Consider the following 26694-nt stretch of genomic DNA (forward strand, 5'->3'; position numbering starts at 1 on the left):
AGTTTCTGGTATTCTATGCGCCCATATTAAAAGGGCTTTATTGCGAATATTACTATGTCAAAACCAGATTCAATCATACTTAGGCTATTGCGTTGGGTTCAAAAATTGATGGTAAATACCATCGTGGTACCCCAAGATCCGTTTGCGGATTTAAATTTTGATCCAGCAAAACCTATTGTTTATGTGATGAAAACAGAGTCGATTAGTGACACTGCAGCGTTAAGTGAGATGACTGAGGATCTAGGATTACCTAGCCCATACTCTCCATTACAGCTTGATGGACTGAAAGTGCCTCGAGTGGTTTGCTTAGAAGGTCGTAAGCCGATAATCGGTAAACGTGAAGGCGGTGAAAAGTTTTTAAGCTGTTTTACCAGTTTATTAGCCCTTCATCGTCAACAACCTGAACTCGATATTCAGCTAGTGCCGGTTAGTCTTTATTGGGGGCGCACCCCAGGTAAAGAAGATGACACCATGAAAGCTGCAGTGCTTGAGCGTGAAAGCCCAACTTGGCTTCGCAAATGGTTAATGATTCTCTTTTTAGGTCGCCATAGCTTTGTGCAGTTTTCTAATGCCATGTCTTTACGTTACATGGCGGATGAGCATGGCACTGATAAAGCCATTGCGCACAAATTAATTCGTGTTGCGCGTGTGCATTTTCGTCGACAACGCAAAGTGATGACAGGACCGCAATTGCCTAATCGTCAGGCCATGTTTGCTTCGTTATTAGCGTCTGAATCCATTATTAAAGCGATTGAAGAAGAAGCTACCAATAAAAAGATATCTAAAGAAAAAGCACGTGAAACCGCGATTGAATATTTGGATGAAATTGCTGCTGATTATTCTGACAGTTTAGTGCGCATTGCAGAGCGGTTCCTTACTTGGCTTTGGAACAAACTATACAGCGGTATTAACATTAAAGGCGCCGAACAAGTACGTCAGTTACACCATGATGGCCATGAAATTGTCTATGTGCCTTGTCATCGAAGCCATATGGATTATTTGCTACTGTCTTATATTTTATATTATCAAGGTATGGTACCACCGCATATTGCAGCGGGTATTAACCTTAATTTTTGGCCTGCGGGGCCAATGTTCCGCCGTGGTGGCGCATTCTTTATTCGCCGCAGCTTTAATGGCAATAAGTTATATACCGCCATTTTCCGTGAATACTTAGATCAACTTTTCGCAAAAGGTTATTCAGTCGAATACTTTACTGAGGGGGGACGATCTCGAACTGGACGATTACTCGCGCCTAAAACGGGTATGCTGGCGATGACAATCAATAGTGTATTACGTGGTATTGAACGTCCTGTTACTTTAGTGCCAGTTTATTTGGGCTATGACCATGTGATGGAAGTGGCTACTTACCATAAAGAATTAAGCGGTAAGAAAAAAGAAAAAGAATCTGTTTGGCAAGTGTTTGGGGCAATCAGAAAATTACGTAATTTTGGTCAAGGTTATGTCAACTTTGGTGAGCCAATAAATTTACAAAACTTTTTAAAGCAACAAGCGCCAGATTGGCGTGAAGAAGTGGCTAAAGACCCTGAACAAAAGCCTTCATGGGTAACGCCTGCGGTAAACCTTTTAGCTAATCAGGTGATGACTAAAATTAATGGCGCGGCAGCGGCAAGTTCTGTGACGTTAACCAGCCTAGTGTTATTGGCTTCTGAACAAAATGCATTAGAACGTCATCAATTAGAGCGTCAGTTAGATTTTTATCTCAAACTGCTCAAAAATGCCCCGTATTCTAATTACACTTCGGTTGCAGAAGGCAATGGTGCCTCGATTGTGGAGCATTGTTTATCTTTAAATAAATTCACCCTTGAGACCGATCCTTTAGGTGACATTGTTGCACTTGATGCAAAACATGCCATCACCTTAAGTTATTACCGTAATAACATTATCCATTTAATGATTATTCCTTCGCTGATCGCCAGTTGCTTGGTGCGCTATGAAGAATGTAATCGTGAGCAAATATTGGCGGTAGTGGAAGATTTTTATCCATTGCTGAAAGCCGAATTATTTATGGGTATCGAAAATCTTCCAATTTATGTCGATCAAGTGTTGGCACAGATGGTGGCGGAGAACCTGCTGACTTGCGGTGACAGTTGTATTGTCGTTGATGCCAACATTACTCAATTAGAGCTTCTCGCTGAAACCGTCAGTGAAACAATGCAGCGTTATGCCATCATCTTCAACCTTTTGGCGATAAAACCTCATCTAGAACGCTCAGAGCTTGAGTGTGAGAGTCATGTATTGGCGCAACGTTTAGGTGCTTTACACGGTATTACTGCGCCAGAGTTTTATGACAAAAAATTATACAACACCTTAAGTGTTAAATTGAAAGAGCTAGGTTATTTAAGCAGTAATGAGCATTTAGACGAGGTCTCTCGTATTCGTGATCATGCTAATAGCTTATTACGCTCATCTGTTAAACAAACCATCCAAGATAGCGTCAATGCGGAGCATTTAAGTTAATGGCCAACCATATGAATGCGGCAAAAAATGGCCCCAAAAGTAAATCGCTTATTGGCGGTGCGATGATTATTGCAGGAACAACCGTTGGTGCAGGGATGTTCTCTTTGCCGGTTGTTGGTGCCGGAATGTGGTTTAGTTATTCAATGATGATGTTGGTCGGCATTTGGTTTTGTATGCTGATGTCAGGATTATTACTGTTAGAGGCTAATCTTCATTTCGAGCCTGGCGCCAGTTTTGACACATTAACCCGCGATACGCTAGGCCAGTTCTGGCGTATTGTGAACGGCTTATCAATTGCGTTTGTATTGTATATTTTAACTTATGCGTACATTAGTGGTGGTGGCTCAATTGTTAACCATAGCTTGCAGGCCGTTGGTATTGTGCTGCCGCAAAGTATTGCCGGTTTGGTGTTTGCTGCAGTGTTAGCCTTGATTGTGTTAACCAGTACCAAAGCGGTTGATAGAATTACCACTATTATGCTGGGAGGTATGGTCATTACCTTCTTTCTGGCGACGGGTAATTTACTGATTGAAATCGAGCCCAGTCGTTTGTTTGAGCCTGATGGCGAAACCCGCTATTTACCTTACATGTTAGCTGCGCTGCCTTTTGGTTTAGCCAGCTTTGGTTATCACGGTAATGTACCTAGTTTGGTGAAGTATTACGGCAAAGATGCTAAGACCATTGTAAAAGCGTTAGTGTTAGGCACGTCAATCGCGTTGGTGATTTATGCCTGTTGGTTAGTGGTCACTATGGGTAATATTTCTCGTGGAATGTTCTCGGATATTATTGCCCAAGGCGGTAATATGGGGGTGTTAGTCGGTGCATTATCTGAATCGATTTCAAGTGAAAACTTATCCCGCGTGTTAACCCTGTTTGCAAATTTGGCAGTAGCGTCTTCATTTTTAGGGGTAACCTTAGGTTTATTTGATTATCTTGCCGATCTTTTCGGTTTTGATGACACACGTATAGGTCGTTTAAAAACCGCTGCAGTAACGTTTATCCCCCCTACGGTATTGGGAATATTGTTCCCTAATGGTTTTTTGATGGCGATTGGTTTTGCTGCGTTAGCTGCGACCATTTGGGCAGTGATTGTACCGGCATTATTGGCGTATAAAACGCGTCAGTTATATCCAGACAGTCAAGGGTTTAAAGTACCTGGCGGAAATGCATTAATCGTTATCGTGGTGATGTTTGGTGCTGTGACGGCAATATGTCACTTGCTTGCCATGGCGGATATTTTGCCTGTTTATAAATAAGCGCTTCAAAAGTAAAAAAGTCTTCTACGGAAGACTTTTTTATTTTATAGCGAATGAAAAGGCATTTGCTTGATCAAATGAACCAAAGTTGAATCAATTGATATTGACTTGCGCTGTTATTATTAAGGGAACCTGCATCAATAGCCCTACGGTGGAAATAAACTGCTTAGAACCTGAACGCTACTGTTGTGTCTGCGTTGAATTTGCTATGTTGTTTTTTTGATCATGGATGAGGTTTATATGACAGATAATAAGCTACAAAAAATGAAACAAATTGAAAGAAAAATGCTGTTGGTTGGCATTATCGATTTTCCTGGTAGTTTACTGTTCGGTTTAGGTTTGTACGGTATCTTCGTCGGTTTTGGCAACGATTTTTTACCTATGTTAGCCGACCAAACTATTGTTTACAGCATGCTGGTAGTCGGTGGAGTAATCATGGCCTGGGGCGCGGTGAATATGTTTAAGCTCGGCATGGAGAAAAAGAGCCTCCTCGCTACAGATGTATAAATTATTGCAAGAATAATGACCTATTTGAGATCTGCGTTGCAATTATGCCGTTGATTTTTTGTGTTTTGTTGTTAAATCGCCTTTTATGTATTAAGTTTAATTTAAGTTTGGAGTGAATAAACTCAGTCGATTATTGATCGACTTCAAAGTTTAAGTTATTTGTACAACCCAATACACTTAAACCTAGAGTCATATCTGCTTTTTTGGCGCCAAAACACTCTACACTTGCCGAAAATTAAAAACGTAAAATTCTGTAAAACGGAGATGTGTGATGAACTGGCGTGCACTATTTAAACCAAGCGCGAAATATTCCATTATTGTACTGATTGTTGTCGGTGTGATTTTGGGTGTCGTTGGCTACTTTGCGACTCAGCAAACTTTACATGCAACAAGTACAGACGAATTCTGTATGTCTTGTCATAGCAATCATTCATTAAAAGATGAAGTATTGGCTTCTGCCCATGGTGGCGGTAAAGCAGGTATTACTGTTCAATGTCAAGATTGTCATTTACCTCATGGTCCAGTTGATTACTTGATCAAAAAAATCATCGTATCAAAAGACTTATATGGTTTCATAATGATCGATGACTTTAACACTCAGGCTTGGTTAGATGAGAATCGTAAAGAGCAAGCTGATATCGCGTTAAAGTATTTTAAGGCTAATGACTCAGCTAACTGTCGTCACTGTCATACTCGTATTTATGAGAATCAGCCTGAAGACATGAAGAAAATGGCCAAGAAGATGCATGAAAACAACTTCAAGAAAGCGCCTGAAGATAGAAAAACTTGTGTAGATTGTCACAAAGGTGTCGCACATCCTTACCCTAAAAAGTAAGTAGATTGAACCGACAACATAAAAAACCTCGTTTAATTTAACGAGGTTTTTTTATGCTTAATATTCCGCAGAGCAATCATAGATTATTGTTGTAATACTTTTTGCCGATAAGCTAACAATCCAAACAGCCCAAAAAAACACACCACTAAATAGTCTTTAAGTTTTAAAGTGAGCGTATCTTTAAACATCATGTGAAATATGACTATTTGTAAAGCATGCATTATTACGGTTAGCAGCAACAATATCGTAAAGGCGAAACCAATCGAGCCTTCAAACGGGTGCACCAGATTATAAACCATAACTAACCAAGCTATGGCCGTGGTGGCATAACCACACTTAATCAGTTGTGCCATCAATTAACGCTCAGCTTGATAAGTAAATAAGCGATAACTGACCTGGCCGGCCTTTTTTTCCTTTAATGGCTGCCAGCTAGCAGGCAACACAATATCAGCAACATCATTTTCGGTTTCAAGATAGATGAGTGCATCATTATTTAGCCAACCATGGGTCATCAACAGTTCAATCGTGTGTTTAGCTAAACCTTTACGAAAAGGAGGATCGATAAACACCACATCAAAACCTGTGTCTGTTCCTTTGGCTAATAATTGTAAGCTATCTCCGTTAACCACTTTTGCATTGGTGCAATTTAATGTTTGGAGATTTTTAGTTAATTGATTAGCCGCGCTTTTTTGCAATTCAAACATTAAGGCAAATTCAGCATAACGCGATAAAGACTCTAGGCTTAACGCTCCACTTCCCGCAAAGCAATCTAATACTCTAGCACCACGAATATCAGTTGATAACCAGTTAAAAAGTGTTTCTCGCACACGGTCAGTGGTTGGGCGTAAACCTTCTAAATCATGGATGGGAAGCTTACGAGAGCGCCACTGTCCTGAAATAATTCTGACTTGCCCGCTACTGGTATTTTGTCGCGCCATGTGTTCCTCGTGATTTTGCCTGAACAAAGAAAAAGAAAGTGGTAGACTATGCTCACCTTAAACAGCTGATATTTTATATTAAACTCAGCAAAATTACTGAGTATTCTCCAATACCTTATATTGGCGAGCAAAATTAGCTGTTATTGATCCTATTTTATATTTAGCACTGGTAGCAAACATGGCAAAGAAAGGTTTTTTCTCTTGGTTCCGTAAAGATAAGAGTGAGCAAGAAGTTGAACAGGTTTCGAAAGAAACAACTCAAGATGTAACCCATGAGGCGCCATCTGATACGAGTGCTGAAGATGCCCGTATTGCTGCTGAGGCACAGGCTGCAGAAGATGCCCGTATTGCTGCTGAGGCACAGGCTGCAGAAGATGCCCGTATTGCTGCAGAGGCGCAAGCCGCAGAAGATACGCGTATTGCTGCTGAGGCACAGGCCGCAGAAGCTGCTCGTATTGCTGCTGAGGCACAGGCCGCAGAAGCTGCTCGTATTGCTGCAGAGGCGCAAGCCGCAGAAGATGCCCGTATTGCTGCTGAGGCACAGGCTGCTGAAGATGCGCGTATTGCTGCTGAGGCACAGGCTGCAGAAGCTGCGCGTATTGCTGCTGAGGCACAGGCTGCAGAAGCTGCTCGTATTGCTGCTGAGGCGCAAGCCGCAGAAGATGCTCGTATTGCTGCTGAGGCACAGGCCGCGGAAGCTGCTCGTGTTGCAGCAGAGGCACAGGTCGCGGAAGCTGCTCGTATTGCTGCAGAAGCGCAAGCCGCAGAAGATAACGCTCAAGGCGTGGTTAGTCAGATTGAACCTGAGCCGCAGGAAAAGCCGAAAAAAGAAGGCATGTTCGCTCGTTTAAAGCGCGGTTTAATGCGTACAAGCGAAAACATTGGTTCAGGCTTTATCGGATTATTCCGTGGCAAGAAAATCGATGATGACTTATTTGAAGAGCTTGAAGAACAATTGTTAATCGCTGACGTAGGTGTTGAAACCACGACTAAATTAATTAATAGCCTAACGGAACAAGCATCACGCAAACAGCTGAAAAATGCTGAAGCACTTTATGAGCTTATGCGCGATGAAATGCACAAGATGTTAGAGCCTGTAGCTATCCCCTTGGTCCCAGATAATGCCGATGGCCCTTTTGTAATATTAATGGTGGGCGTTAATGGTGTTGGTAAAACCACCACCATAGGAAAATTAGCAAAACAGTACCAAAATCAAGGTAGATCTGTCATGTTAGCCGCGGGTGATACTTTCCGTGCTGCAGCAGTTGAGCAGTTACAAGTGTGGGGGCAACGCAATAATATTCCCGTAGTGGCTCAGCATACTGGTGCAGATAGCGCATCGGTGCTTTTTGATGCTTTGCAAGCCGCTAAAGCACGTAAGGTTGATGTATTAATCGCCGATACGGCGGGGCGCTTACAGAACAAAGGCCATTTAATGGAAGAGTTGAAGAAAGTGGTTCGAGTGATGAAAAAACTCGATATTAATACACCACATGAAGTCATGCTCACCCTTGATGCCAGCACCGGCCAAAATGCCATTAGCCAAGCGCAACTTTTCCAGGAAGCGGTTGGTGTAACCGGCATAACATTAAGTAAGCTTGATGGTACTGCTAAAGGCGGTATTATTTTCGCGATTGCAGATAAATTTAATATTCCAATTCGTCATATTGGTGTTGGCGAACAAATTGATGATTTACGTACTTTTAATGCCAATGATTTTATCGAGGCATTATTTAGTCAAGAAAAGGCAGAAAAATAACACATGATCCAATTTGAGCAGGTAAGTAAAGTCTATCCAGGCGGGCAAAAAGCCTTGCTGGATGTTAATTTTCACCTACGACAAGGTGAGATGGCTTTTTTAACCGGTCATTCAGGCGCAGGTAAAAGTACGCTGCTTAAGTTGATCACTGTTATTGAGCGAGCATCCGCAGGCAGAGTGTCAATCAACGGACATGATATCGCCAATGTTAGTCCTAAACATGTCCCTTATTTACGCCGTAATATTGGAATGATTTTCCAAAATCATCATTTGTTACTGGAAAAAACCGTATTTGATAATGTGGCGTTACCTCTAGTTATTGAAGGTTTCTCCCATGGTGAAATTAAAAAAAGGGTTGCTGGTGCTTTAGATATGGTCGGGCTATACGGCAAAGAGCGCCATAATCCTATAATGTTGTCCGGTGGTGAGCAGCAACGTGTGGGTATTGCCAGAGCGATTGTGAATAAGCCGCCTATTTTGCTAGCGGATGAACCGACGGGTAACTTGGACCCTAAACTTTCTATGGATATTTTACGGTTATTCGAAACGTTTCACGATGCGGGTACCAGTGTACTAATCGCCACCCATGACCTAGGCTTAATCGCACGGATGAAATACCGCACATTTACGTTAAAACAAGGACAAATGATTGGTGGTGAGCAGCACACGAGTCGAGTAGGTGGTGCTTAATGGCCAAGCAAAATGATATAACCCAAAGTAAGCTGCCAATTTCAGGTCGAATTGTGATGTTTTTTATTCGCCACGTGCAGCAAGGTATGTCTAGTATTGGTGAATTATGGCGCAACCCAGTCTCATCGATTATGACCATGGCTGTGTTAGGGGTAAGCTTAAGCTTACCTGCTGCACTACAAGTGCTGGTTAAAAATGCTGAAAATATCACTCAATCTTGGAACAGTGCTGCCGAAATATCGTTATTCATTAATGAAGGACGAAGCGAGCAGTCGATTCAAAGTTTAATTTCACGGATAAAATCATTCCGTGAAGTCGCCTCAGTTGATTACATTAGTCGAGAACAAGCACTGGAAGAGTTTCAGCGCTTATCAGGATTTGGTGAAGCATTATCTTATTTAGATGAAAACCCGCTGCCAGCAGTCGTCAGCGTGACCCCCTCGTTAAAGTATTCAAGTCCCACAGGTGCACGTGAGCTCCTTCGTAAATTGGAACGCGAACCTGAAGTGAGCTTTGGTCGTTTAGACATAGAATGGCTTGAGCGTTTACAGGCGCTGGTTCGCTTGCTAGAAAAAACTGTCCTAGCCATCGCGGCTTTATTGGTTCTAGCCGTGGTCTTGGTCATTGGTAATACGATTCGCTTGGCTATTATGAATCGTCGAACAGAAATTGAAATCATGAAATTAGTGGGTGCGACCGAAGCCTTCATTCAACGACCTTTTCTTTATACTGGTATTTGGTATGGCGTTATCGGCGGTTTATTGGCTTGGCTGATTATCAATTTACTTGTGTGGTATTTAGATGGCGCGTTGGCTGATTTGATGGGTTTATATGGCAGCCAGCTAAGTTTAGAGTCGTTGACCTTTGCAGAGTTGGGGCAGCTCGTCTTACTCGCGTCATTTTTAGGCTGGTTAGGGTCGTATCTGTCTGTACGTCAACACTTGCGTAAAATCGAGCCTTCATAACATGCTAAATGTGTTTTGAACAAACTCAAACGTTTAGATATCTCAATAGGAATAACCGATAGCGTTAATCGGGCTATAATAAGCATATGAAACTTTGTTTACTTGCAAAGTAGTGCATTAACGGGTTAAATAACGTCTCGAATGAACTATTTTTGACATAAGATGTCTTAGATACCGTAGGTTCATTAGCTAGTATCTTGTAAGTTTTTTAACTTATTTCATTGAATTACAAGATTTTATAGCATGTTTTATCCAAAGAATAAGTAGTAGGAGAGCGAATGACTTATCAAACGCAATCAATGGCGCTAGCGTTACCACAAAGCAGTGGCAGCATAGAAGCTTATATTCGGTCAGTATCTAAAATTGAAATGTTAGATGCTAAGACTGAGTTTGATCTTGCCAAGCGTTTACAAGAAACCGGCGATCTTCAAGCGGCTAAACAACTTATTATGTCGCATTTACGCTTTGTAGCTCACATAGCCAAAGGCTATTCAGGCTATGGGCTACCACAAGCGGATTTAATTCAAGAAGGCAATGTTGGTTTGATGAAAGCGGTAAAACGTTTTGATCCCGATGTTGGCGTTCGTCTTGTGTCATTTGCTGTTCATTGGATTAAAGCTGAAATTCATGAATATGTCTTAAAAAACTGGCGTATCGTGAAAGTCGCCACTACCAAAGCGCAAAGAAAACTATTCTTTAATATTCGTAAATCTAAAAATCGTTTAGGCTGGTTTAGCGAAGAAGAAGTAGCAATGGTAGCTGAAAACTTAGGTGTGTCTAAGTCCGATGTGACCGAAATGGAGTCACGCATGGCGGCTCAAGATCCTGCATTTGATTTAACCAATGACAGTGATGATGACGCAACCGATTTTGCCCCAGCTTTGTATTTGGAAGATCATTCATCAGACGTCGCTCAAAACATTGAAGATGACAACTGGGAGTCGGATTCACAGAATCGATTATTATCAGCCATTAAAACCTTAGATGAACGCAGCCAGCACATTTTGCGCTCGCGTTGGTTAGACGATGATAAAGTGACGCTACAAGAGCTTGCCGATACTTACCAGGTTTCAGCAGAGCGCATTAGACAGTTAGAAAAAAATGCCATGAATAAGCTTAAAAGCTGCATGGATATCTAACATTTATAATGTTCAACAAAAAACCTGCCACGGCAGGTTTTTTTGTATTTATTGTTTTAAAACTCAAATCTTATTCCACGTTCTGGATCTGCTCGCGCATTTGTTCTATCAACACTTTTAATTCAACCGCAGCAGAAGTGATTTCTGCGCTGATAGATTTTGAGGCTAGGGTATTTGATTCGCGGTTAAACTCTTGCATCATAAAGTCTAAACGGCGACCTTCACTTCCGCCTTTTTTAAGGATTCTGCGAGCTTCAGTGACATGGGCTTCTAACCTGTCCATCTCTTCTGCAACATCTTGTTTTTGAGCCAATAATACCATTTCTTGCTCAATGCGTGCAGGGTCTAGCTCGCCTTGAATTTCTGCTAGGCGGTTGGTTAACTTTTCCCGTTGATATTGCATAACGGTTGGCATGTGCTCACGTACTATGTTGACTTGCTCCATTACGCCATCTAAGCGCGTAAGTAACATGTCTTTAATGGCGGAACCTTCACGGCCTCGCGCTTCAATAAATTGATCTATAGCGCTATCAAAGGCTTTCATCAACTCAGCGCCAATCGAATCCATGTCCTGTTCTGCCGATGCTAATACACCAGGCCAGCGTAGTACGTCGGTGAGGCTAAGTTCACCTTGGCCTGCTTCTTGTTTTAACCAGTTAGCGGCACTAAGTAATTGCTTGGCGAGATCTTGGTTTAGCTGTAATTCATTGCTGCTATTGTCGGCTAGTTCATAACGTAGGTTAACTTCTACTTTACCGCGGTTTAGGCGTTTTCGAAGGCGATCACGCAGTACAGGTTCAAAGCTGCGAAACTGTTCAGGCAAGCGTAGGTAGGTTTCTAAGTAACGCTGATTAACGGAACGGATTTCCCATGAGGCGGTACCCCATTGTGCTTTGTGCTCTATGCGAGCATACGCTGTCATGCTTTGGATCATGAAGTGTCCTGTGTGTGATTTATCAAATTGATTACCGATTATAGCGGCTTTATCACCAGGGGTTAAAGGATTCCTTCACAGAATGATGCCTTTGCATGGCATATGTAAGCTTATACGACTATAATATCGTCCCAAATTAAATACGAATTCGACTACAGGACTTTTCATGCGCCCAAGCAATCGTACACCCGCTCAAACTCGCCCTATTACTATTACCCGTAACTTTACTGCCCATGCAGAAGGTTCTGTATTGGTTGAGTTTGGTGATACTAAAGTACTTTGTACCGCCAGTTTTACTGAAGGTGTGCCGCGCTTTTTAAAAGGCCAGGGTCAAGGCTGGGTGACGGCTGAATACGGTATGTTACCGCGTTCAACCCATAGCCGTATGGATCGTGAAGCTGCTCGTGGTAAGCAATCTGGTCGTACGCAAGAAATTCAACGTCTTATCGGTCGTTCGTTACGTGCCGCGGTAGATATGAAGCTACTAGGCGAAAATACCATTGTTATCGATTGTGATGTTATTCAAGCTGATGGCGGCACACGTACCGCGGCGATTACTGGAGCCTGTGTTGCTTTAGTTGATGCGTTAAACTGGGCGCGCGGTAAAGGTATTATTAAAGCTAACCCACTTAAGTTTTTAATTGCTGCTGTGAGCGTTGGTATTTTTGAAGGCGAAGCGATCAGCGATTTAGAGTATATCGAAGATAGTGCCGCTGAAACTGACATGAATGTCGTGATGACTGAAACAGGCAAGATTATTGAAATTCAAGGTACTGCAGAAGGTGAGCCATTTAGCCATGAAGAGTTAATTGAGCTGCTTGGGCTAGCTAAAAACAGTATTCGTGAAATTGTCGATGTGCAAAAAGCCGCATTGAGCTAAAATCAATTCCAAAATTAGGGGGCCGTTTACGGTCCCTTTTTTTAAGTAAAAATAGTCAATAGAGGATTAAAAGTGAAAGCTTATCAACGCGAGTTTATTGAATTTGCCCTAGAACGCCAAGTATTACGTTTTGGTGAGTTCACCTTAAAATCTGGCCGTACTAGCCCGTATTTTTTTAATGCTGGATTGTTTAATACAGGCAAGGATTTAGCCCGCTTAGGACGCTTTTACGCCGCAGCATTAATGGATGCGGGTATTGAGTTTGATTTATTATTTGGTCCTGCTTATAAAGGCATTCCGATTGCCACTACAACGGCAGTGGCACTTTGTGATCACCATGACGTTGATGTGCCTTATTGTTTTAATCGTAAAGAAGCTAAAACTCATGGGGAAGGCGGCAGTCTTGTGGGAAGCGAGCTTAAAGGCAAGGTGATGTTGGTTGATGATGTGATTACTGCTGGCACCGCGATCCGTGAGTCAATGGAAATCATTAATGCCCATAATGCGCAGCTTGCGGGCGTGTTGATTGCGTTAGATCGCCAAGAGAAAGGTAAAGGTGAGCTATCGGCTATTCAGGAAGTTGAGCGTGATTTTGGTTGTGACATAGTATCAATTATCAAACTGGCTGATTTGATTAGTTACTTATCTGAAAAGTCTGGAATGGAAGCCGAATTAGCATCAGTTAGCGCGTATCGCCAACAATACGGAATTTAATTCATTTCATCACAATGTTGATTATTAAAAAAGCTGCTCAATAGCGATATTGATGCAGCTTTTTATTGTGGCATTAACGATGACAAATCGATAAAACGTTATTATCCGAGGCTAAAGTTATTTAACCTGATGCAAAAATTCAGCACGGGTGGCTGGGTTAGATTTGAAAATTCCGCCTAATGCTGTGGTTGTGGTTGAACTAGTCGAATCCATTACGCCACGAGATTTAACGCAATAATGCACCGCATCCATTTTAACAGCCACATCTTTGGTTTCTAACAAGGTTTGTAATGCCACTAACACTTGCTGGGTTAATCGTTCTTGCACTTGTGGTCGTTGAGCAAAAAATCGCACTATACGGTTAATTTTAGATAGACCGATAATCTTAGTGCGTGGCAAGTAGGCAACGGTAGCAAAGCCATCAATCGTCACTAAATGGTGTTCGCAGGTGCTAGTTAAGCTGATGTCTTGTACCCTGACCATTTCATCAACGCCCATTTTGTTTTCGATGACGGTGATTTTGGGGAAGTTTTCATAATCTAGACCAGAAAAAATCTCATCAACATACATTTTAGCAATACGGCGAGGCGTGTCAGCAAGGCTGTCATCGCTTAAGTCTAATGACATGAGTGTTAAAATTTCACGCATGTGGTGTTCAATTTTGACCTTACGTTCTTCTGGTGTTGACGTTTTTGGCAACATTGGGGTTTCTAGCCCACGGTCAGCTAAGGCGGCTTGAACTTTCTTTGCGGCTTCAGATAGTGCCATCACATTCTCCAACAACAAGTATCACATCAGTGTACGATAAAAATGAGGGTGCTGCTAACTGCAGCAGGGCGGGGATCATAACGCTATTTGCTTTAAAATAGTATTGTTGAAATAGAAAAGCCGACCTTTTTAGTCAAGTATCGGCTTTGGAGGGGGGATTTAAAACTCAAAAGGTTATTTTACATTTAAGTTTTCTTTTAAGAACTTAAGCATAATTTCATAATACTTAGCACGGTTTTCAGCATTGTAAAAACCATGTCCTTCTTTATCCCATACTTGTTTTTGGTATGGGTAATTTGCTTGTTTTAATGCGTTTTCCATCGCTTCAAATTGCTCTATTGGTGCTCGTTCATCTTCTTCGCCATGAATCAATAACACATTGGCTTTAAGCTTATCAACGTTATGAGTTGGTGACATCGCACGTAATTGTGCTACGTCACTGCCAAGCACTTCTTTTAAAAATGCTTTACCACCGTATGATTCTGGAACATCACCCGTTTCAAACATTTGCTCTAAATCATATACTCCAGCAACACCTATAGCGCACTTGAACATGTCGGGGGCGAGCATCGGACTCATTAAAGCAGAATACCCACCAAAACTCGCGCCAGAGATACACACTCTATTTTTATCGGCATAACCTTGGTCTATTGCATACTGTGTTGCATCAATAATGTCGTATTGAATTTTACTGCCCCATGCACGATAACCTGATTCCTCAAAATCAATTCCATATCCACCAGAGCCACGGAAGTTCACTTGTAATACAGCAATACCGTTTTGTGCTAATAATTGATTTTCGGGGTTAAATACCCATAAATCGCGAGGGCCGTGCGGTCCACCGTGGGGATTAACTACAAGCGGCATGTTTTTATGTTCAATACCACGGGGTAAAGTTAAATAACCATGAATGGTTACACCATCACGATTGACGAAGCTAATTGGGCGAACTTCTGACATCTCATTAGGGTCAAGTACGGCATTTCCTGCGAATAGAAACTTTAACTTGAGGTTTTGACGGTCAAATAAGTAATAGTCACCAGAATTTTTGTCATTCATCGCCATGACGATAAGTGTATTACCATTAATTGTTTCACTAACAATTCGGATTCTATGATCGGGAATAGCAGCCATGAGTTGCTGTAATACTTTAGCTTTGTTGCTTTCGGTGTTGATAAAACGATATTCAGGGTAACCATTTTCGAACTCAACCGCGTAAAGTGTATTTGTTTGATCGCTTATCCAGGTTTTCAATGGATCGACAACATCATGCTGAATAATTTTTTTATGTTTAGCGCTGGCAAGTTCAACTTCGTAAATCGCGCGAGTCGCCCCTTCGCTATTGGCTATTGCGTAAATTGATTTGTTGTCTTCGGTAAATGAAATTGGATAAAAATCAGTTAAATTGCCTTTAATTCTGCTGGCATCAATCCATTCGTTATTATCATAATAAAATAATTGGTCATTATTTTTGCTATCACGAGCAAAGCTAAAACGCACTTCTTCATTGTTATCTACTAAAAAACCAGCGTTAGCGACAGGGGAGGTGGTGATGCGCTTGCGCTTGCCTGAATAGACATTTACTTTGTAAACAAGGGTATATACATAGTTGAGACTATTCCAAGGATAAGCCATCACATAAATGTATTTATCATCATCTTTTAACGTATCTAACACGAATGCACTTGCCTGAATAGACTCGTTATCAGACATGTTGGCACTGCCTGAACTTCCCCGACCATTGTAACCAAACAAGTATTTTGATTTACTGCCATCGTAGTTAACAGCTAAAAGCTCACCGTAGTTAACAGCTAAAAGCTCACCGTAATAAACAGATGACTCTTGACGAGGTTTCTTATAAAGTTTTTGTAAAACAATCCTTTCATCATTGACCCAGTAATAACTACCCACTTCTTCTTCGCCATCAAATTTTACAGCGTAGGTAGGTTGCATTTTTTCGAGGTTTAAAATTAGTAATGTGCGCTTTTCATCCTCGATAAGAATGACAGCTAGATGCTTACCATCGGGTGAAATTTTTACTTCTGAAAACTCCGCATCAGCGCTGAAATTTTTAATAGATGGGCTGGCAAAGGCCTGTACAGTGAATAATATAAGTAAGATATAAAATACGTAGCATGAAACAATCCGTGTAAAAAGTGTTAAATATGTTGCCGCATTGTATTTTACTCGGCATTTTAGGGCAACAGATCTTAGCTATTAGCGATGTTCTGAGCGGATTAATTCGATAGCAAGGGGGATTATTTATGCTGAGTGTTAAGTGTGTTATTTGGTTTTTGGGTAAAATTAAGTGTGGCCAGCTCTAGATAGATGGTAAGCCTTAATTAAGACTTACCATCTTGCTTAATACAGATTAAAACCACATTATCATTAGGAAGTCTTGAATTCTGTGTCGGTTCATTTGGGTTCCGCAAGAAATCAATTCATTACAATTTCTGCCGGCTATACGAGAGCCAGTTGAAACCGCAGCATCAGGCAGTGTGTTTTCTAAAAAAGCCACTTGATAATCAAATAATTCTTCTAGGGTTGGGGATGTTACCTGAATGGTTTCCATTTCATTTGTAGGAGCGGAAGTATTATCACTTACAATCTGACTTTGGGATAAAGTACTAAACTCTTTGATTGATTTATTTTGTGTAATAAATTTTTGAGTTTCGGGGTAATTGAGTTGGTATGAGTGTGAGAAATATTCACTCGCAGTTTGGGTATTCTGAGAGACTTTAATACCTTCAAAATACAGCAAACCTAATAAATGCGATGCTGCTGACATGTGATTTTTATCAGCTTGTTCCAGATATTGAATACCTTTAGGTGTATCTTGATAATCAACATCAGAAATATAAATTAATCCTGCACGATATTGAGCTAATGGAGAGTCAAACTTAGCTGCTTTTCGATACCATTTTAACGCCAAATTCGTGTTCTGAATTGTGCCATAGCCGCGATAATAAAATTCGCCTAACATAAACATTGCATCGGAATGTCCAGCTTTAGATAGGCGCTTATATTGTAAAAATCGGTTAGTACACTCTTGAGATTGACATTCAGTTATGTTGTTTTGCATTTTACTAGTTGGATTGCTTAGCGCGAGTGGCGGAAACAATAAAATAGCTAATGCCGATATTACCAATTGTATTTTCATTGATTTAAGTCCTTTTAAGTGAAATACAATCTAGAATTTATCAAAATAGCTTACAAATAGTCAATTTTTTAGCTGCGAAGCAGCTGCTGCTGAATAAAGGTCCATTGCTCATCAAAGTGTTGTGTTGGTTTTTGTTTAAACTCACTGCGGACAAATTGTGAAATTCTGCCTTCAGCAAAAGCTAATAGTAGGTTTGCCAAAATGGCTTCATCTAAGCTAAACCCATGGCCTTCACGTAAGGTTTTTTCACGTAAGATTTGCTTAATTTGGGTTTCAATTTTAGCAAACAATACGCTGATGCGACTGCGTAAACGTTCATTTTCACCCAGTAAGGCATCACCATTCAGCACTCTTGAAATGCCAGGGTTGCGTTCAGAGAACACTAATAAAAGATGCAATACTAACTGGCAGCGTTTCATGGTGTCTTTTTCTTCATCCATGATGATGTTTAAGCGTGATAAAAGTGCATCTTCGATAAACTCTATCAAACCTTCAAACATTCTGGCTTTGCTTGGAAAGTGGCGATAAAGCGCCGCTTCAGAGACGCCGACTTCAGCAGCTAATTTGGCTGTAGTAATACGTTGGCCAGGGCTGGTTTCTAGCATTTGGGCTAAACATTGTAGAATGTGTTCGCGACGATTTATTTTTGGGCTTTCCGCCATTCTTACTTTTCCTTAACTCAGTGACAACTTTAGAAGGTTACTTGGTTCCTGAGTGACCAAATCCGCCTTCACCACGATCTGAGCTATTAAATTCATCCACTAATGTAAATTGTGCTTGTACGACAGGCACAAAGACAAGCTGCGCTAAACGATCGCCGATTTCTAAGGTAAACGGTTCAGTACTTCTATTCCAGCAAGATACCATGAGGGGGCCTTGGTAATCTGAATCGATAAGGCCAACTAAATTACCTAACACTATACCGTGCTTATGGCCTAAACCTGAACGCGGTAAAATTACGGCGGCAAGACTAGGGTCGGCAACATGTACAGCAATACCCGTAGGGATTAATACTGTCTTGCCGGGCGCGATAACCATAGTGGTATCTATCATGGCGCGTAAATCCATTCCTGCACTGCCTGGGGTTGCATAGGCAGGAAGAGGAAACTCACTACCGATACGCGAGTCGAGTATTTTTAGTTCAATAGGTGTTTTCATTTTGTGGGTAACTGCTGATTAATTAAAGTAAGTAGTTGGCGTGCTAATGATAGCTTATCTGTTGTCGGTAAAGTCTGTTGACCATTTGGCCAAAATACTTGTAACGCATTATTATCGGCATTAAAACCTAAGCCTTGAACAGATACATCGTTCGCCGCAATCATATCAAGTTTTTTGCGCGTTAGTTTGCCTTTTGCGTATTGCTCGACATTATTGGTTTCTGCGGCAAACCCAACGGTAAAAGGTTTATCAGTTAATGATGCGACTGTCGCTAAAATATCTGGATTACGCACCAATGATAGCTGCATGTGCTCAGCGGATTTTTTCATTTTTTCGGTGGCGACATCAGCAAAGCGATAATCTGCTACCGCTGCGCAGCCAATGAAAATATCTTGTGATTGAATATTCTCCATGACGCTTGTCAGCATTTGTTGTGCAGAATCTACATTAATACGTACTACCTTCGCCGGCGTAGTTAAACTTACCGGACCAGATACTAAGGTCACTTCAGCGCCCATTTCTGCCGCGGCTTGTGCGAGTGCAAAGCCCATTTTTCCTGAGCTATGATTAGAAATGTATCTGACAGGGTCAATGGCTTCGCGGGTAGGACCTGCAGTTAATAACAGCTTTTTACCTGCGAGTAATTTGGGAGCAAAAAATTGACCTAATTGCTCTGCTATAACCAAAGGCTCTAACATTCGGCCTGGGCCTACTTCACCGCAAGCTTGGCTGCCAGTGGCAGGGCCCCATATGGTGAACCCTTTTCTGTTTAAGTTGGCCAGATTTTCTTGGGTGGCGATATTCTGATACATCTGTTGATTCATCGCTGGGCACACAACGACGGGCGCGCTTGTTGCTAAACAGGTGGTTGTCAGTAAATCATCTGCCATACCTGCATTGATGCGGGCGATTAAATTGGCTGTGGCTGGGGCAAGGATAACTACATCAGCCCAGCGCGCTAGCTCAATGTGTCCCATTGCGGCTTCGGCTGCTGGGTCAAGTAAATCTGCCGCCACGGGGTGGCCTGACAGGGCCTGAATGGTTAACGGGGTAATAAACTCCATCGCGCTTTGAGTCATTATTACGCGTACATCTGCACCGCGCTCTTTTAAGCGACGGATCAAGTCGGCACTTTTATATGCGGCTATGCCACCACCAATACCTAATAATACTTTCTTATCTGTCAGCATGGGTAAAATTCGCTTCAAATCTTAATGCGGCTAACGATACCACAAAGCAATCGAAAGTGGGTGAAGATCCATTATCAAAATATTCGACCATACTGTTTTGTGGGCGTTATTGAATTTAGATGGCAACAGGTAAATAAAACAAGGAACGTTTATGGCGATTAAAGATTGGCCTCAGGGTGAAGGGCCGCGAGAGAAGTTGTTACTCAACGGAGCAGGACAATTATCCGATGCAGAATTACTGGCGGTAATATTAAGAAATGGTCTTGCGGGCAAAAATGCGCTTGAATTATCGCGTCAGCTGATTATGCAGTTTGGTGGTTTACGTAAATTACTCTCAGCTTCTAAGCAGCAAGTTTGTAAAATTAACGGTGTTGGACCGGTAAAATTTGCTCAATTACAGGCTGCAGCCGAAATTTCTAAGCGAATTGCGCGAGAAAATCTACAAAGAGGTCAAATTTTGACAAATCCTGATTTAACTCGGGACTATTTAATGAGACAATTAGCAGACCGATCCTATGAAGTGTTCGCCTTACTATTGTTGGACAACCAACATAGAGTCATTCAATTTGTAGAATTATTCCGCGGCACTATAAATGCGGCTTCGGTTTATCCACGTGAAGTGGTAAGCCTTGTGCTTGAAAAAGGTGCTGCGGCAGTAATAGTCTGTCACAACCATCCCTCTGGCATTGCAGAGCCCAGTCAAGCTGATCGGCGAATAACTGAGCGAATAAAAAATGCATTAGAAACTATAGATGTTTCTTTGCTAGATCATATGGTTGTGGGTGATAAAGAGATAGTGTCCTTCGCCGAGCGAGGATGGTTAATATAAACAATACTTGATCTTGTGTAGCCAATCGTGTATAAAATGCGCCCTCTTTGTGCCTCGGGCGACGGCCATACGAGGCACATTAATGCTCGAGCGTTAAAAATTTGTTTTGGAGAAGATTGACATGTCAAGAGTATGCCAAGTAACTGGCAAAAAGCCTATGGTTGGTAACAACCGTTCGCATGCTAAAAACGCGACTCGTCGTCGTTTTTTACCTAACCTACAAAACCACCGTTTTTGGTTAGAAGAAGAAAAGCGTTTCGTACAATTACGTGTATCTACTAAAGGTATCCGTATTATCGACAAGAAAGGTATTGAAGTTGTTGTTGCTGAACTTCGTGCCCGTGGCGAGAAGGTATAATAGAAAATGGCTAAATCTAAAGGTAATCGTGAGAAGATCAAATTAGTATCAACTGCTAAAACTGGTCACTTCTACACTACTGAAAAGAACAAGCGTAACATGCCTGAGAAAATGGAAATCAAGAAATTTGATCCAGTTATTCGTCAGCACGTTATCTACAAAGAAGCTAAAATCAAGTAATTGATTTTGACTCTTAAAAAAGCCCCTTTATTGGGGCTTTTTTTATGCTTTAAAAAAGTAAGCTATACTTGGATATCATTCATGGTAACTTTTTGGCTGTCATGAAGTTTTTACAGTCTTTATGCGTTTTTTATTTCACTGATAGTGAGAATAAATGCTTTAATAGTGAATTAAAATGCAATAGCATATGTGGGATGTGGTGGTTAACTCGACTTAATCATCGAAATTGAATGATTAAATGTTAAGAGAGGTGATTTTGTCCGTGAGAACTACAGAGCTGGTTGATGGATTTCGTCATTCTGCACCTTATGTTAATGCCCATCGTGGTAAAACATTTGTTGTAATGTTAGGCGGCGAGGCACTTGCGAATAATCATTTTCGCGGCATTTTAAATGATGTGGCTTTGTTGCATTCTCTTGGGATTAAAATCGTTCTTGTCTATGGTGCCAGGCCGCAGATTGATGCGGGCTTGAAAGCTGCTGGGATTGAGCCTGCATACCATAATGGTATTCGTATTACCGATGAAGACACATTAAAAGTCATTAAGCAGGTAGCTGGTGCAACCCAATTTGATATTACCGCGCGTTTATCTATGAGCCTTGGTAATACCCCCATGCAAAATGCACAAATTAACCTTGTCTGCGGTAACTTTGTTATCGCACAGCCTTTAGGGGTTGATGATGGTGTCGATTTTTGCTTAAGCGGTAAAGTCCGCCGTATTGATAGTCAGGGTTTACGGCGTCAGCTAGACAATAATTGTATTGTGTTAATGGGGCCGATAGGGGCATCTGTTACTGGTGAAAGCTTTAACCTTACCGCTGAAGAAGTGGCGACTCAGGTAGCGGTTAAATTAAAAGCTGATAAAATCATTGGTTTTAGTAAAACCAATGGCCTGTCGGATGAAAACGGTAATGCGATTGCTGAGCTGATGCCAAATCAAGCGCTAGAGCATTTAGCTATCATGGAGCAGAATGGCTCAGCTTGTACTGGCACAACAGCGTTCGTAAAAGCCAGTATTGATGCTTGTCGTAATGGGGTGCCGCGTTGTCATTTAGTCAGTTATTTGGATGATGGTGCACTACTACAAGAATTATTCTCTCGAGAAGGTATTGGTACTCAGATTGTTACCGAAAGCGCTGAGCGATTACGCCGTGCGACTATCAGTGATATCGGTGGAGTATTAAACCTTATTCGCCCATTAGAAGAACAAGGTATTCTGGTAAGACGTTCTCGTGAGCAATTAGAGATGGAAATTGAACAGTTTATGCTGATCGAACGTGACAACCTAGTGATTGGTTGCGCTGCGTTATACCCATTTGAAGAGGATAACGCCGGTGAATTTGCCTGTTTAGTGGTTCATCCTGATTACCGTGATGCTGACCGCGGTAGCGTGTTATTAAATAACATCATTGGCCAGGCAAGAGTTCGCGGCTACTCACGCTTGTTTGCCCTCACTACGCGCAGTATTCACTGGTTTTTAGAGCACGGCTTTAATATTGTCGAAGTGGAAGCATTACCGAATAAGAAAAAGCAGTTATATAACTATCAGCGCCGTTCAAAAATTCTCGCGCTTGATTTGTAGTGTTTTGATTGTAAGAAAATGTCGGCCAGTCCGGCATTTTTTATGCCTGTAATTCACCTTTTGCAGCGTGTGATTAAAGAAAGAGTCACTATTTCATCTCAGTCTAGATAATACGATGATCTTTATGTGAAACTCATGCATGAGATCAATCGCCTACTGTCATTTTAAAACCTAATGCTTGGCTTATATTATGTGGTTTGATAGCCTTTATTAGCCTAGTTAAGGTTCACCTCATTAGAATCAACGGAATGTTCAGCATGCATACTATTACCTTAAGCGCCATCGATACCTCAGCACTTTATAGTTTAATCGGCTTACTTGTTGGTTTAGTGGTAATTGCGGGTATCATATTGATGAAGCCGATGCCAAACACTGCAAAATATGCCGCAATGGGGATATTGCTGGCGGTATTCAGTATATTTAGCGTGGCATTATATCAATCTTATACAAGCCAACTGATATGGGATGATAAAAGCGTTTCTTTAAACGTGCCACTCTATGCCCAAACCTTAGATGCTGAAGATATTGATTGGCAAGGAGCCTATATCGCAGACTTAACGACCCAAACAGATCTGAAGCCTAAATGGCGCACCAATGGATTAGGTTTACCGGGTTACAGTTTAGGGTGGTTTACATTACAGAATAAGCGTAGGGCGTTATTGTCAGTCGTTGGGGCTAAAGACGGCTCGCAGTGGGTAATGATCATACCCACGCACAAAAATTACTTGATGATGATCAGTGTGGAGCAACCAGAGCGCGCATTGGCTTTACTCCACTCAAAAAATCACTCATAAAACTCACTCATCCGTTGCTCACTTGGCGACGTTTTTGGCGCTGAGTTAGCATATCGCCGACGAAGACTAGCAGTGCCAGCCAGATAAATCCGAAGGTGATGCCTTTTTCCATATCAAAGGGCTCATTAAACAGCTTTACCGCCAAAATAAACATAATACTTGGGCCTATGTATTGGAAGAAGCCCAAAATTGAAAAGGGAATTCGTACCGCTGCGCCAGCAAAACACAATAATGGAATGGTCGTGACAATACCGGCAGCGATAAGGGTTAAATTCAAATTGAGGCTATTTACTAACATGCTGGTTGCGGATGAGTCTAATGTCAGCAGTAAATATCCTAACGCGACAGGTAAGAGCAAGGCGGTTTCAATCAGTAATCCTGTTTTAGCATCCACATTGACCTTTTTACGTAATAAGCCATAAAAGCCAAAACTGGCTGCGAGGGCTAATGATACTAGTGGGATTGAGCCGAATGAGATCAGCTGCAACAAGACCCCTATTAAAGCCAAACTGACAGCTACCCATTGCATTTTTCGTAATCTTTCACCCAGAAATATCATCCCCAGAAGCACATTAAACAAGGGGTTGATAAAGTATCCTAAACTGGCGTCCAGCATATGATCGTTATTAATCGCCCAAATAAAGATCAGCCAATTAGCCGCGATTAATACCGATGTAACAATTAACACGCCTACCTGTTTGGGGTGTTTCAGTACTAGACGTAAGCGCCCAAATCCGCCAATAAATTGCATTAAAACAATCATAAAGATAAATGACCAAATAACGCGATGCATTAAAATTTCGAGTGGCGAAACTTGGGTGAGCAGTTTGAAATAAAGTGGTGCAATACCCCAAATAACATAGGCGCACACAGCAAGGAGAACGCCTTTACGGTATTCTGAATCAGGCATAAAGGATCACAGGAGTTGTCAGGCAAATGGACTGAGGATTGTAGGCCTCATCGATGAGCGACTCAAGTAAACTTAGGTAACTTGTTTCATTATCCGTGTAAACAATTGTGCTGATATCACCCCACCATGTATGTGCCAGTGCCAAATGCGATATGAGTGCCTTCCTCATTGTGTAATTCCATACGGCAAACTGAGACGCGATTTCCTGAACGTATAACACTTCCTGTGCCAGTAAAGATTTTCCCTCTTCCTGGGCGAAGATAATCAATACGCATATCGATAGTGCCTAAGGTTGTTAATCGCTGCTGAAGCTCTTCAATATTCCAATCTTCTCGGCTGGCGACCAATCCGGCAAAAACCGTTAAGCCGCCTACAACATCCAGTATGGTTGCAGCGACACCGCCATGAAGAATATTTTGGTGTATATTACCAATCAGCTCTGGCTTCATATTGACGACAACTTCAACTCCATCAATGTCATAGCGTGTTATCGATAATCCTAATAGATTATGAAAAGGCACATGTTTATCAAAAACCTCTGCAACTTGCGCTAAAACTTGAGCTTGAATAGATGATGTCATGTTCTTCCTTGGTATATCTGACAAACGTAGAGTATTTAATCTAGCGCTAATTTACAGATGATTCAATCACTAATACTGAATACGGTTTATGCCAAGACATATGGCTTGCACTGCTTTAGAATAGACTGCGATTTTGCCCCTTATTACCATGGATATATAGTTTTACGCTAATGACATCACAACCGCTTGAGTCCACCCAGAATGATTTATTAGCTGCGCAACTGCAGCAAGTTTTTGGCTATCGCGATTTTCGCGATGGGCAGCGCGAGGTGATTGAACAAGCCCTATCGGGTAATGACACCTTAGTGATTATGCCTACAGGTGGCGGTAAAAGCATGTGTTATCAGTTGCCTGCGCTCGTCTTGCCTGGAGTGACCATCGTAGTGTCGCCGCTGATTTCACTGATGAAAGATCAAGTGGACAGTTTAAGACAAAGTGGTGTGAGTGCAGCGTATTTAAATTCATCGTTACCGCGTGAGCAAAGTGCTGCGATTTTACGTCAGTTGCATCAAGGTGAAATAAAGCTGCTGTACGTATCACCCGAGCGGTTATTAAGACCCGATTTCATTGAGCGGATGCATGAGCTGACGATTTCATTATTTGCCGTCGATGAAGCCCATTGTATTAGTCAATGGGGACATGATTTTCGACCCGAGTATGCAGCCTTAGGCGCACTTAAACAGCATTTTCCTCACATTCCATTAATGGCATTAACGGCAACGGCTGATCAAGCGACTCGGCTCAGTATTTGTGAGCGTCTTCATATTCAACCATATGTGCTGCTGGCTAGTTTCGATCGACCTAATATTCGTTATACCGTGGCTGAAAAATTAAATGCAGCCAATCAACTGCGTCAATATTTACAATCTCAAAATGGGGCCAGTGGAATTATCTATTGCAGTAGTCGGCGTCGTGTCGATGAGGTAGCTGAACGTCTTCGCCTACAAGGTTTTAACGCACAGGGTTATCATGCGGGAATGAGCCAGGAAGACCGAGTTGATATCCAGGATAAGTTTTTAAAAGATCAAGTTGATATTGTCGTCGCCACAGTTGCCTTTGGTATGGGGATAAACAAGTCGAATGTGCGTTTTGTCGTGCATTATGACATTCCTAAAAGTATCGAGTCATACTACCAAGAAACGGGCCGAGCGGGTCGAGATGGCCTAGATGCCGAAGCATACATGTTGTTTGACCCTGCCGATATTGGCCGGGTACGCCATTTAATAGAACAATCTGAGCCAGGTCCACAGCAACAAGTCGAGTTTCATAAGCTGCATACCATGGCAGCCTTTGCGGAAGCACAAACCTGTCGACGCCAAGTGTTACTGCATTATTTTGACGAAAGTGCATCTGAACCCTGTGGTAACTGTGATATTTGCTTAGACCCACCTAAACGGTATAACGGCACAGAAGACGCGCAAAAAGTATTATCTTGTGTATTTCGCCTTCAGCAACGTTTTGGCATGCACCATGTGATTGATGTGCTTCGTGGCTCTAAGGCGGCTAATGTGGTCGACAGAGGGCACGATAAACTGACCACATGGGGCATAGGTGCAGATAAATCAGCAGAGCACTGGTTAAGCGTGTTGAGGCAGTTGATTCATTTAGGCTTGGCGAGCCAAGATATTACCCGAGGTTCAAGTATTCGGTTAAACCCTGCCGCAAGACCCATTTTAAAAGCTGAAATGGCCTTGATGTTGGCTGAGCCGCGTATTCAATTATTGGACGTGAAGCGTAAATCGAGCACTCGTACGGTTCAGCAATATGATCGTAAATTGTTTGCGCGTTTAAAACTGTTGCGCCGTGAGCTGGCCGAACAACACGACATTCCTCCTTATCTGGTGTTTAATGATGCCACCTTGGCGGAAATGTCAGCGATGCTGCCTACCAGTCCCGGTGAGATGTTGGCTGTGAATGGTGTCGGTCAAATTAAGTTAGATCGTTTTGGTGGTGAGTTTTTAGATGAAATAGGTGATTATTTAGCTAACGGATAAAAGCGAGGCATCATCATTTGTAGTAGCTCAGACTTGATCTGACAGTTACCCATTTTTTATGGTGTCTGTCAGCTTAGATTTGAGCTAGATTTTTA

Annotated in this window: 27 protein-coding genes; 16 read left to right on the top strand and 11 right to left on the bottom strand. The window is 41.9% G+C overall.

Annotation, left to right across the window (positions count from 1 at the left end):
* The first annotated feature begins 54 nt into the window (after nucleotides 1–54).
* From plsB to ORI98_RS16235, 4 genes are all read left to right on the top strand, one after another.
* On the top strand, nucleotides 55–2478 hold the full coding sequence (gene plsB / locus ORI98_RS16220) for a glycerol-3-phosphate 1-O-acyltransferase PlsB (RefSeq protein WP_306135929.1): 2424 nt from the start codon (nucleotides 55–57) through the stop codon (nucleotides 2476–2478).
* On the top strand, nucleotides 2478–3734 hold the full coding sequence (gene mtr / locus ORI98_RS16225) for a tryptophan permease (protein WP_261297758.1): 1257 nt from the start codon (nucleotides 2478–2480) through the stop codon (nucleotides 3732–3734). The genes plsB and mtr overlap by 1 nt, the downstream gene beginning before the upstream one ends.
* Before the next feature lie 240 nt (nucleotides 3735–3974).
* Complete coding sequence (locus ORI98_RS16230; protein WP_261297757.1) at nucleotides 3975–4241, top strand: hypothetical protein; 267 nt, start codon at nucleotides 3975–3977, stop codon at nucleotides 4239–4241.
* Nucleotides 4242–4512: 271 nt separating this feature from the next.
* Nucleotides 4513–5076 (top strand): NapC/NirT family cytochrome c, encoded by a 564-nt coding sequence (locus ORI98_RS16235; RefSeq protein WP_261297756.1) that lies wholly within the window; start codon nucleotides 4513–4515, stop codon nucleotides 5074–5076.
* Between the two features lie 83 nt (nucleotides 5077–5159).
* Here the strand turns inward: ORI98_RS16235 and ORI98_RS16240 are convergent, their stop codons facing one another.
* Entirely contained in the window at nucleotides 5160–5429 is a 270-nt protein-coding gene (locus ORI98_RS16240) for a DUF1145 domain-containing protein (protein ID WP_261297755.1), read from the bottom strand.
* A gap of 3 nt (nucleotides 5430–5432) precedes the next feature.
* On the bottom strand, nucleotides 5433–6014 hold the full coding sequence (rsmD, locus tag ORI98_RS16245) for a 16S rRNA (guanine(966)-N(2))-methyltransferase RsmD (RefSeq protein ID WP_306135930.1): 582 nt from the start codon (nucleotides 6012–6014) through the stop codon (nucleotides 5433–5435).
* Nucleotides 6015–6192: 178 nt separating this feature from the next.
* Between rsmD and ftsY the strand changes: the two genes are divergently transcribed.
* The 4 genes from ftsY to rpoH all read left to right on the top strand — a co-directional run bounded on the left by ftsY (nucleotide 6193) and on the right by rpoH (nucleotide 10567).
* The gene (gene ftsY, locus ORI98_RS16250) at nucleotides 6193–7773 is read left to right on the top strand and encodes a signal recognition particle-docking protein FtsY (RefSeq protein WP_306135931.1); all 1581 of its coding nucleotides are present in this window, start codon (nucleotides 6193–6195) and stop codon (nucleotides 7771–7773) included.
* Between the two features lie 3 nt (nucleotides 7774–7776).
* Nucleotides 7777–8463, top strand: a complete 687-nt coding sequence (gene ftsE, locus ORI98_RS16255; RefSeq protein ID WP_261297752.1) for a cell division ATP-binding protein FtsE — start codon at nucleotides 7777–7779, stop codon at nucleotides 8461–8463.
* Nucleotides 8463–9428 (top strand): permease-like cell division protein FtsX, encoded by a 966-nt coding sequence (ftsX, locus tag ORI98_RS16260; protein WP_261297751.1) that lies wholly within the window; start codon nucleotides 8463–8465, stop codon nucleotides 9426–9428. Before ftsE ends, ftsX begins: the two co-directional genes overlap by 1 nt.
* Before the next feature lie 278 nt (nucleotides 9429–9706).
* Nucleotides 9707–10567, top strand: coding sequence for an RNA polymerase sigma factor RpoH (rpoH, locus tag ORI98_RS16265; protein WP_261297750.1), 861 nt, complete (start codon nucleotides 9707–9709; stop codon nucleotides 10565–10567).
* A gap of 70 nt (nucleotides 10568–10637) precedes the next feature.
* Here rpoH and ORI98_RS16270 read toward each other — a convergent pair whose 3' ends face one another.
* Nucleotides 10638–11501, bottom strand: a complete 864-nt coding sequence (locus ORI98_RS16270; RefSeq protein ID WP_261297730.1) for a YicC/YloC family endoribonuclease — start codon at nucleotides 11499–11501, stop codon at nucleotides 10638–10640.
* A 166-nt stretch (nucleotides 11502–11667) separates the two neighbouring features.
* Here ORI98_RS16270 and rph point away from each other — a divergent pair, with 166 nt between their 5' ends.
* Nucleotides 11668–12381: a ribonuclease PH gene (gene rph / locus ORI98_RS16275; RefSeq protein ID WP_188842163.1), complete on the top strand. Its 714-nt coding sequence runs from the start codon at nucleotides 11668–11670 to the stop codon at nucleotides 12379–12381.
* Nucleotides 12382–12453: 72 nt separating this feature from the next.
* Complete coding sequence (pyrE, locus tag ORI98_RS16280) at nucleotides 12454–13095, top strand: orotate phosphoribosyltransferase (RefSeq protein ID WP_261297729.1); 642 nt, start codon at nucleotides 12454–12456, stop codon at nucleotides 13093–13095.
* Nucleotides 13096–13212: 117 nt separating this feature from the next.
* Here the strand turns inward: pyrE and folE are convergent, their stop codons facing one another.
* The 6 genes from folE to coaBC all read right to left on the bottom strand — a co-directional run bounded on the left by folE (nucleotide 13213) and on the right by coaBC (nucleotide 19371).
* A complete protein-coding gene (folE, locus tag ORI98_RS16285; protein WP_261297728.1) occupies nucleotides 13213–13863 on the bottom strand; it encodes a GTP cyclohydrolase I FolE in 651 nt (216 codons plus the stop codon).
* A gap of 174 nt (nucleotides 13864–14037) precedes the next feature.
* Nucleotides 14038–15816, bottom strand: a complete 1779-nt coding sequence (locus ORI98_RS16290; RefSeq protein WP_306135932.1) for a S9 family peptidase — start codon at nucleotides 15814–15816, stop codon at nucleotides 14038–14040.
* A gap of 418 nt (nucleotides 15817–16234) precedes the next feature.
* On the bottom strand, nucleotides 16235–17023 hold the full coding sequence (locus ORI98_RS16295) for a tetratricopeptide repeat protein (RefSeq protein WP_261297726.1): 789 nt from the start codon (nucleotides 17021–17023) through the stop codon (nucleotides 16235–16237).
* 68 nt (nucleotides 17024–17091) lie between these two features.
* A complete protein-coding gene (gene slmA / locus ORI98_RS16300) occupies nucleotides 17092–17685 on the bottom strand; it encodes a nucleoid occlusion factor SlmA (protein WP_261297725.1) in 594 nt (197 codons plus the stop codon).
* A 37-nt stretch (nucleotides 17686–17722) separates the two neighbouring features.
* The gene (gene dut / locus ORI98_RS16305; protein ID WP_306135933.1) at nucleotides 17723–18181 is read right to left on the bottom strand and encodes a dUTP diphosphatase; all 459 of its coding nucleotides are present in this window, start codon (nucleotides 18179–18181) and stop codon (nucleotides 17723–17725) included.
* The gene (coaBC, locus tag ORI98_RS16310) at nucleotides 18178–19371 is read right to left on the bottom strand and encodes a bifunctional phosphopantothenoylcysteine decarboxylase/phosphopantothenate--cysteine ligase CoaBC (RefSeq protein WP_306135934.1); all 1194 of its coding nucleotides are present in this window, start codon (nucleotides 19369–19371) and stop codon (nucleotides 18178–18180) included. Before coaBC ends, dut begins: the two co-directional genes overlap by 4 nt.
* A 151-nt stretch (nucleotides 19372–19522) precedes the next feature.
* Here coaBC and radC point away from each other — a divergent pair, with 151 nt between their 5' ends.
* From radC to ORI98_RS16335, 5 genes are all read left to right on the top strand, one after another.
* Nucleotides 19523–20200 carry a DNA repair protein RadC gene (gene radC, locus ORI98_RS16315; RefSeq protein WP_261297722.1) on the top strand — a complete coding sequence of 226 codons (678 nt, stop codon included), beginning with the start codon at nucleotides 19523–19525 and terminating at the stop codon, nucleotides 20198–20200.
* Between the two features lie 121 nt (nucleotides 20201–20321).
* On the top strand, nucleotides 20322–20558 hold the full coding sequence (gene rpmB, locus ORI98_RS16320) for a 50S ribosomal protein L28 (protein ID WP_160054466.1): 237 nt from the start codon (nucleotides 20322–20324) through the stop codon (nucleotides 20556–20558).
* A 6-nt stretch (nucleotides 20559–20564) separates the two neighbouring features.
* Nucleotides 20565–20738 (top strand): 50S ribosomal protein L33, encoded by a 174-nt coding sequence (gene rpmG / locus ORI98_RS16325; RefSeq protein WP_160054468.1) that lies wholly within the window; start codon nucleotides 20565–20567, stop codon nucleotides 20736–20738.
* 262 nt (nucleotides 20739–21000) lie between these two features.
* Entirely contained in the window at nucleotides 21001–22320 is a 1320-nt protein-coding gene (gene argA / locus ORI98_RS16330; RefSeq protein ID WP_261297721.1) for an amino-acid N-acetyltransferase, read from the top strand.
* A gap of 257 nt (nucleotides 22321–22577) precedes the next feature.
* Nucleotides 22578–23114 (top strand): PH domain-containing protein, encoded by a 537-nt coding sequence (locus ORI98_RS16335; RefSeq protein WP_306135935.1) that lies wholly within the window; start codon nucleotides 22578–22580, stop codon nucleotides 23112–23114.
* A gap of 7 nt (nucleotides 23115–23121) precedes the next feature.
* On the opposite strand, the gene rarD is transcribed toward ORI98_RS16335, so the two are convergent.
* Both rarD and ORI98_RS16345 read right to left on the bottom strand, forming a co-directional pair.
* Nucleotides 23122–24024, bottom strand: a complete 903-nt coding sequence (gene rarD, locus ORI98_RS16340; RefSeq protein ID WP_306135936.1) for an EamA family transporter RarD — start codon at nucleotides 24022–24024, stop codon at nucleotides 23122–23124.
* Between the two features lie 116 nt (nucleotides 24025–24140).
* Nucleotides 24141–24605, bottom strand: coding sequence for a thioesterase family protein (locus ORI98_RS16345; RefSeq protein ID WP_261297718.1), 465 nt, complete (start codon nucleotides 24603–24605; stop codon nucleotides 24141–24143).
* A gap of 170 nt (nucleotides 24606–24775) precedes the next feature.
* Here ORI98_RS16345 and recQ point away from each other — a divergent pair, with 170 nt between their 5' ends.
* Nucleotides 24776–26599, top strand: coding sequence for a DNA helicase RecQ (gene recQ / locus ORI98_RS16350; protein ID WP_306135937.1), 1824 nt, complete (start codon nucleotides 24776–24778; stop codon nucleotides 26597–26599).
* Nucleotides 26600–26694: the final 95 nt, after the last annotated feature.

Origin of the sequence: Shewanella sp. ULN5, assembly GCF_030731885.1 — a bacterium.
In the GTDB taxonomy this organism is placed as follows: Bacteria; Pseudomonadota; Gammaproteobacteria; order Enterobacterales; family Shewanellaceae; genus Shewanella; species Shewanella holmiensis.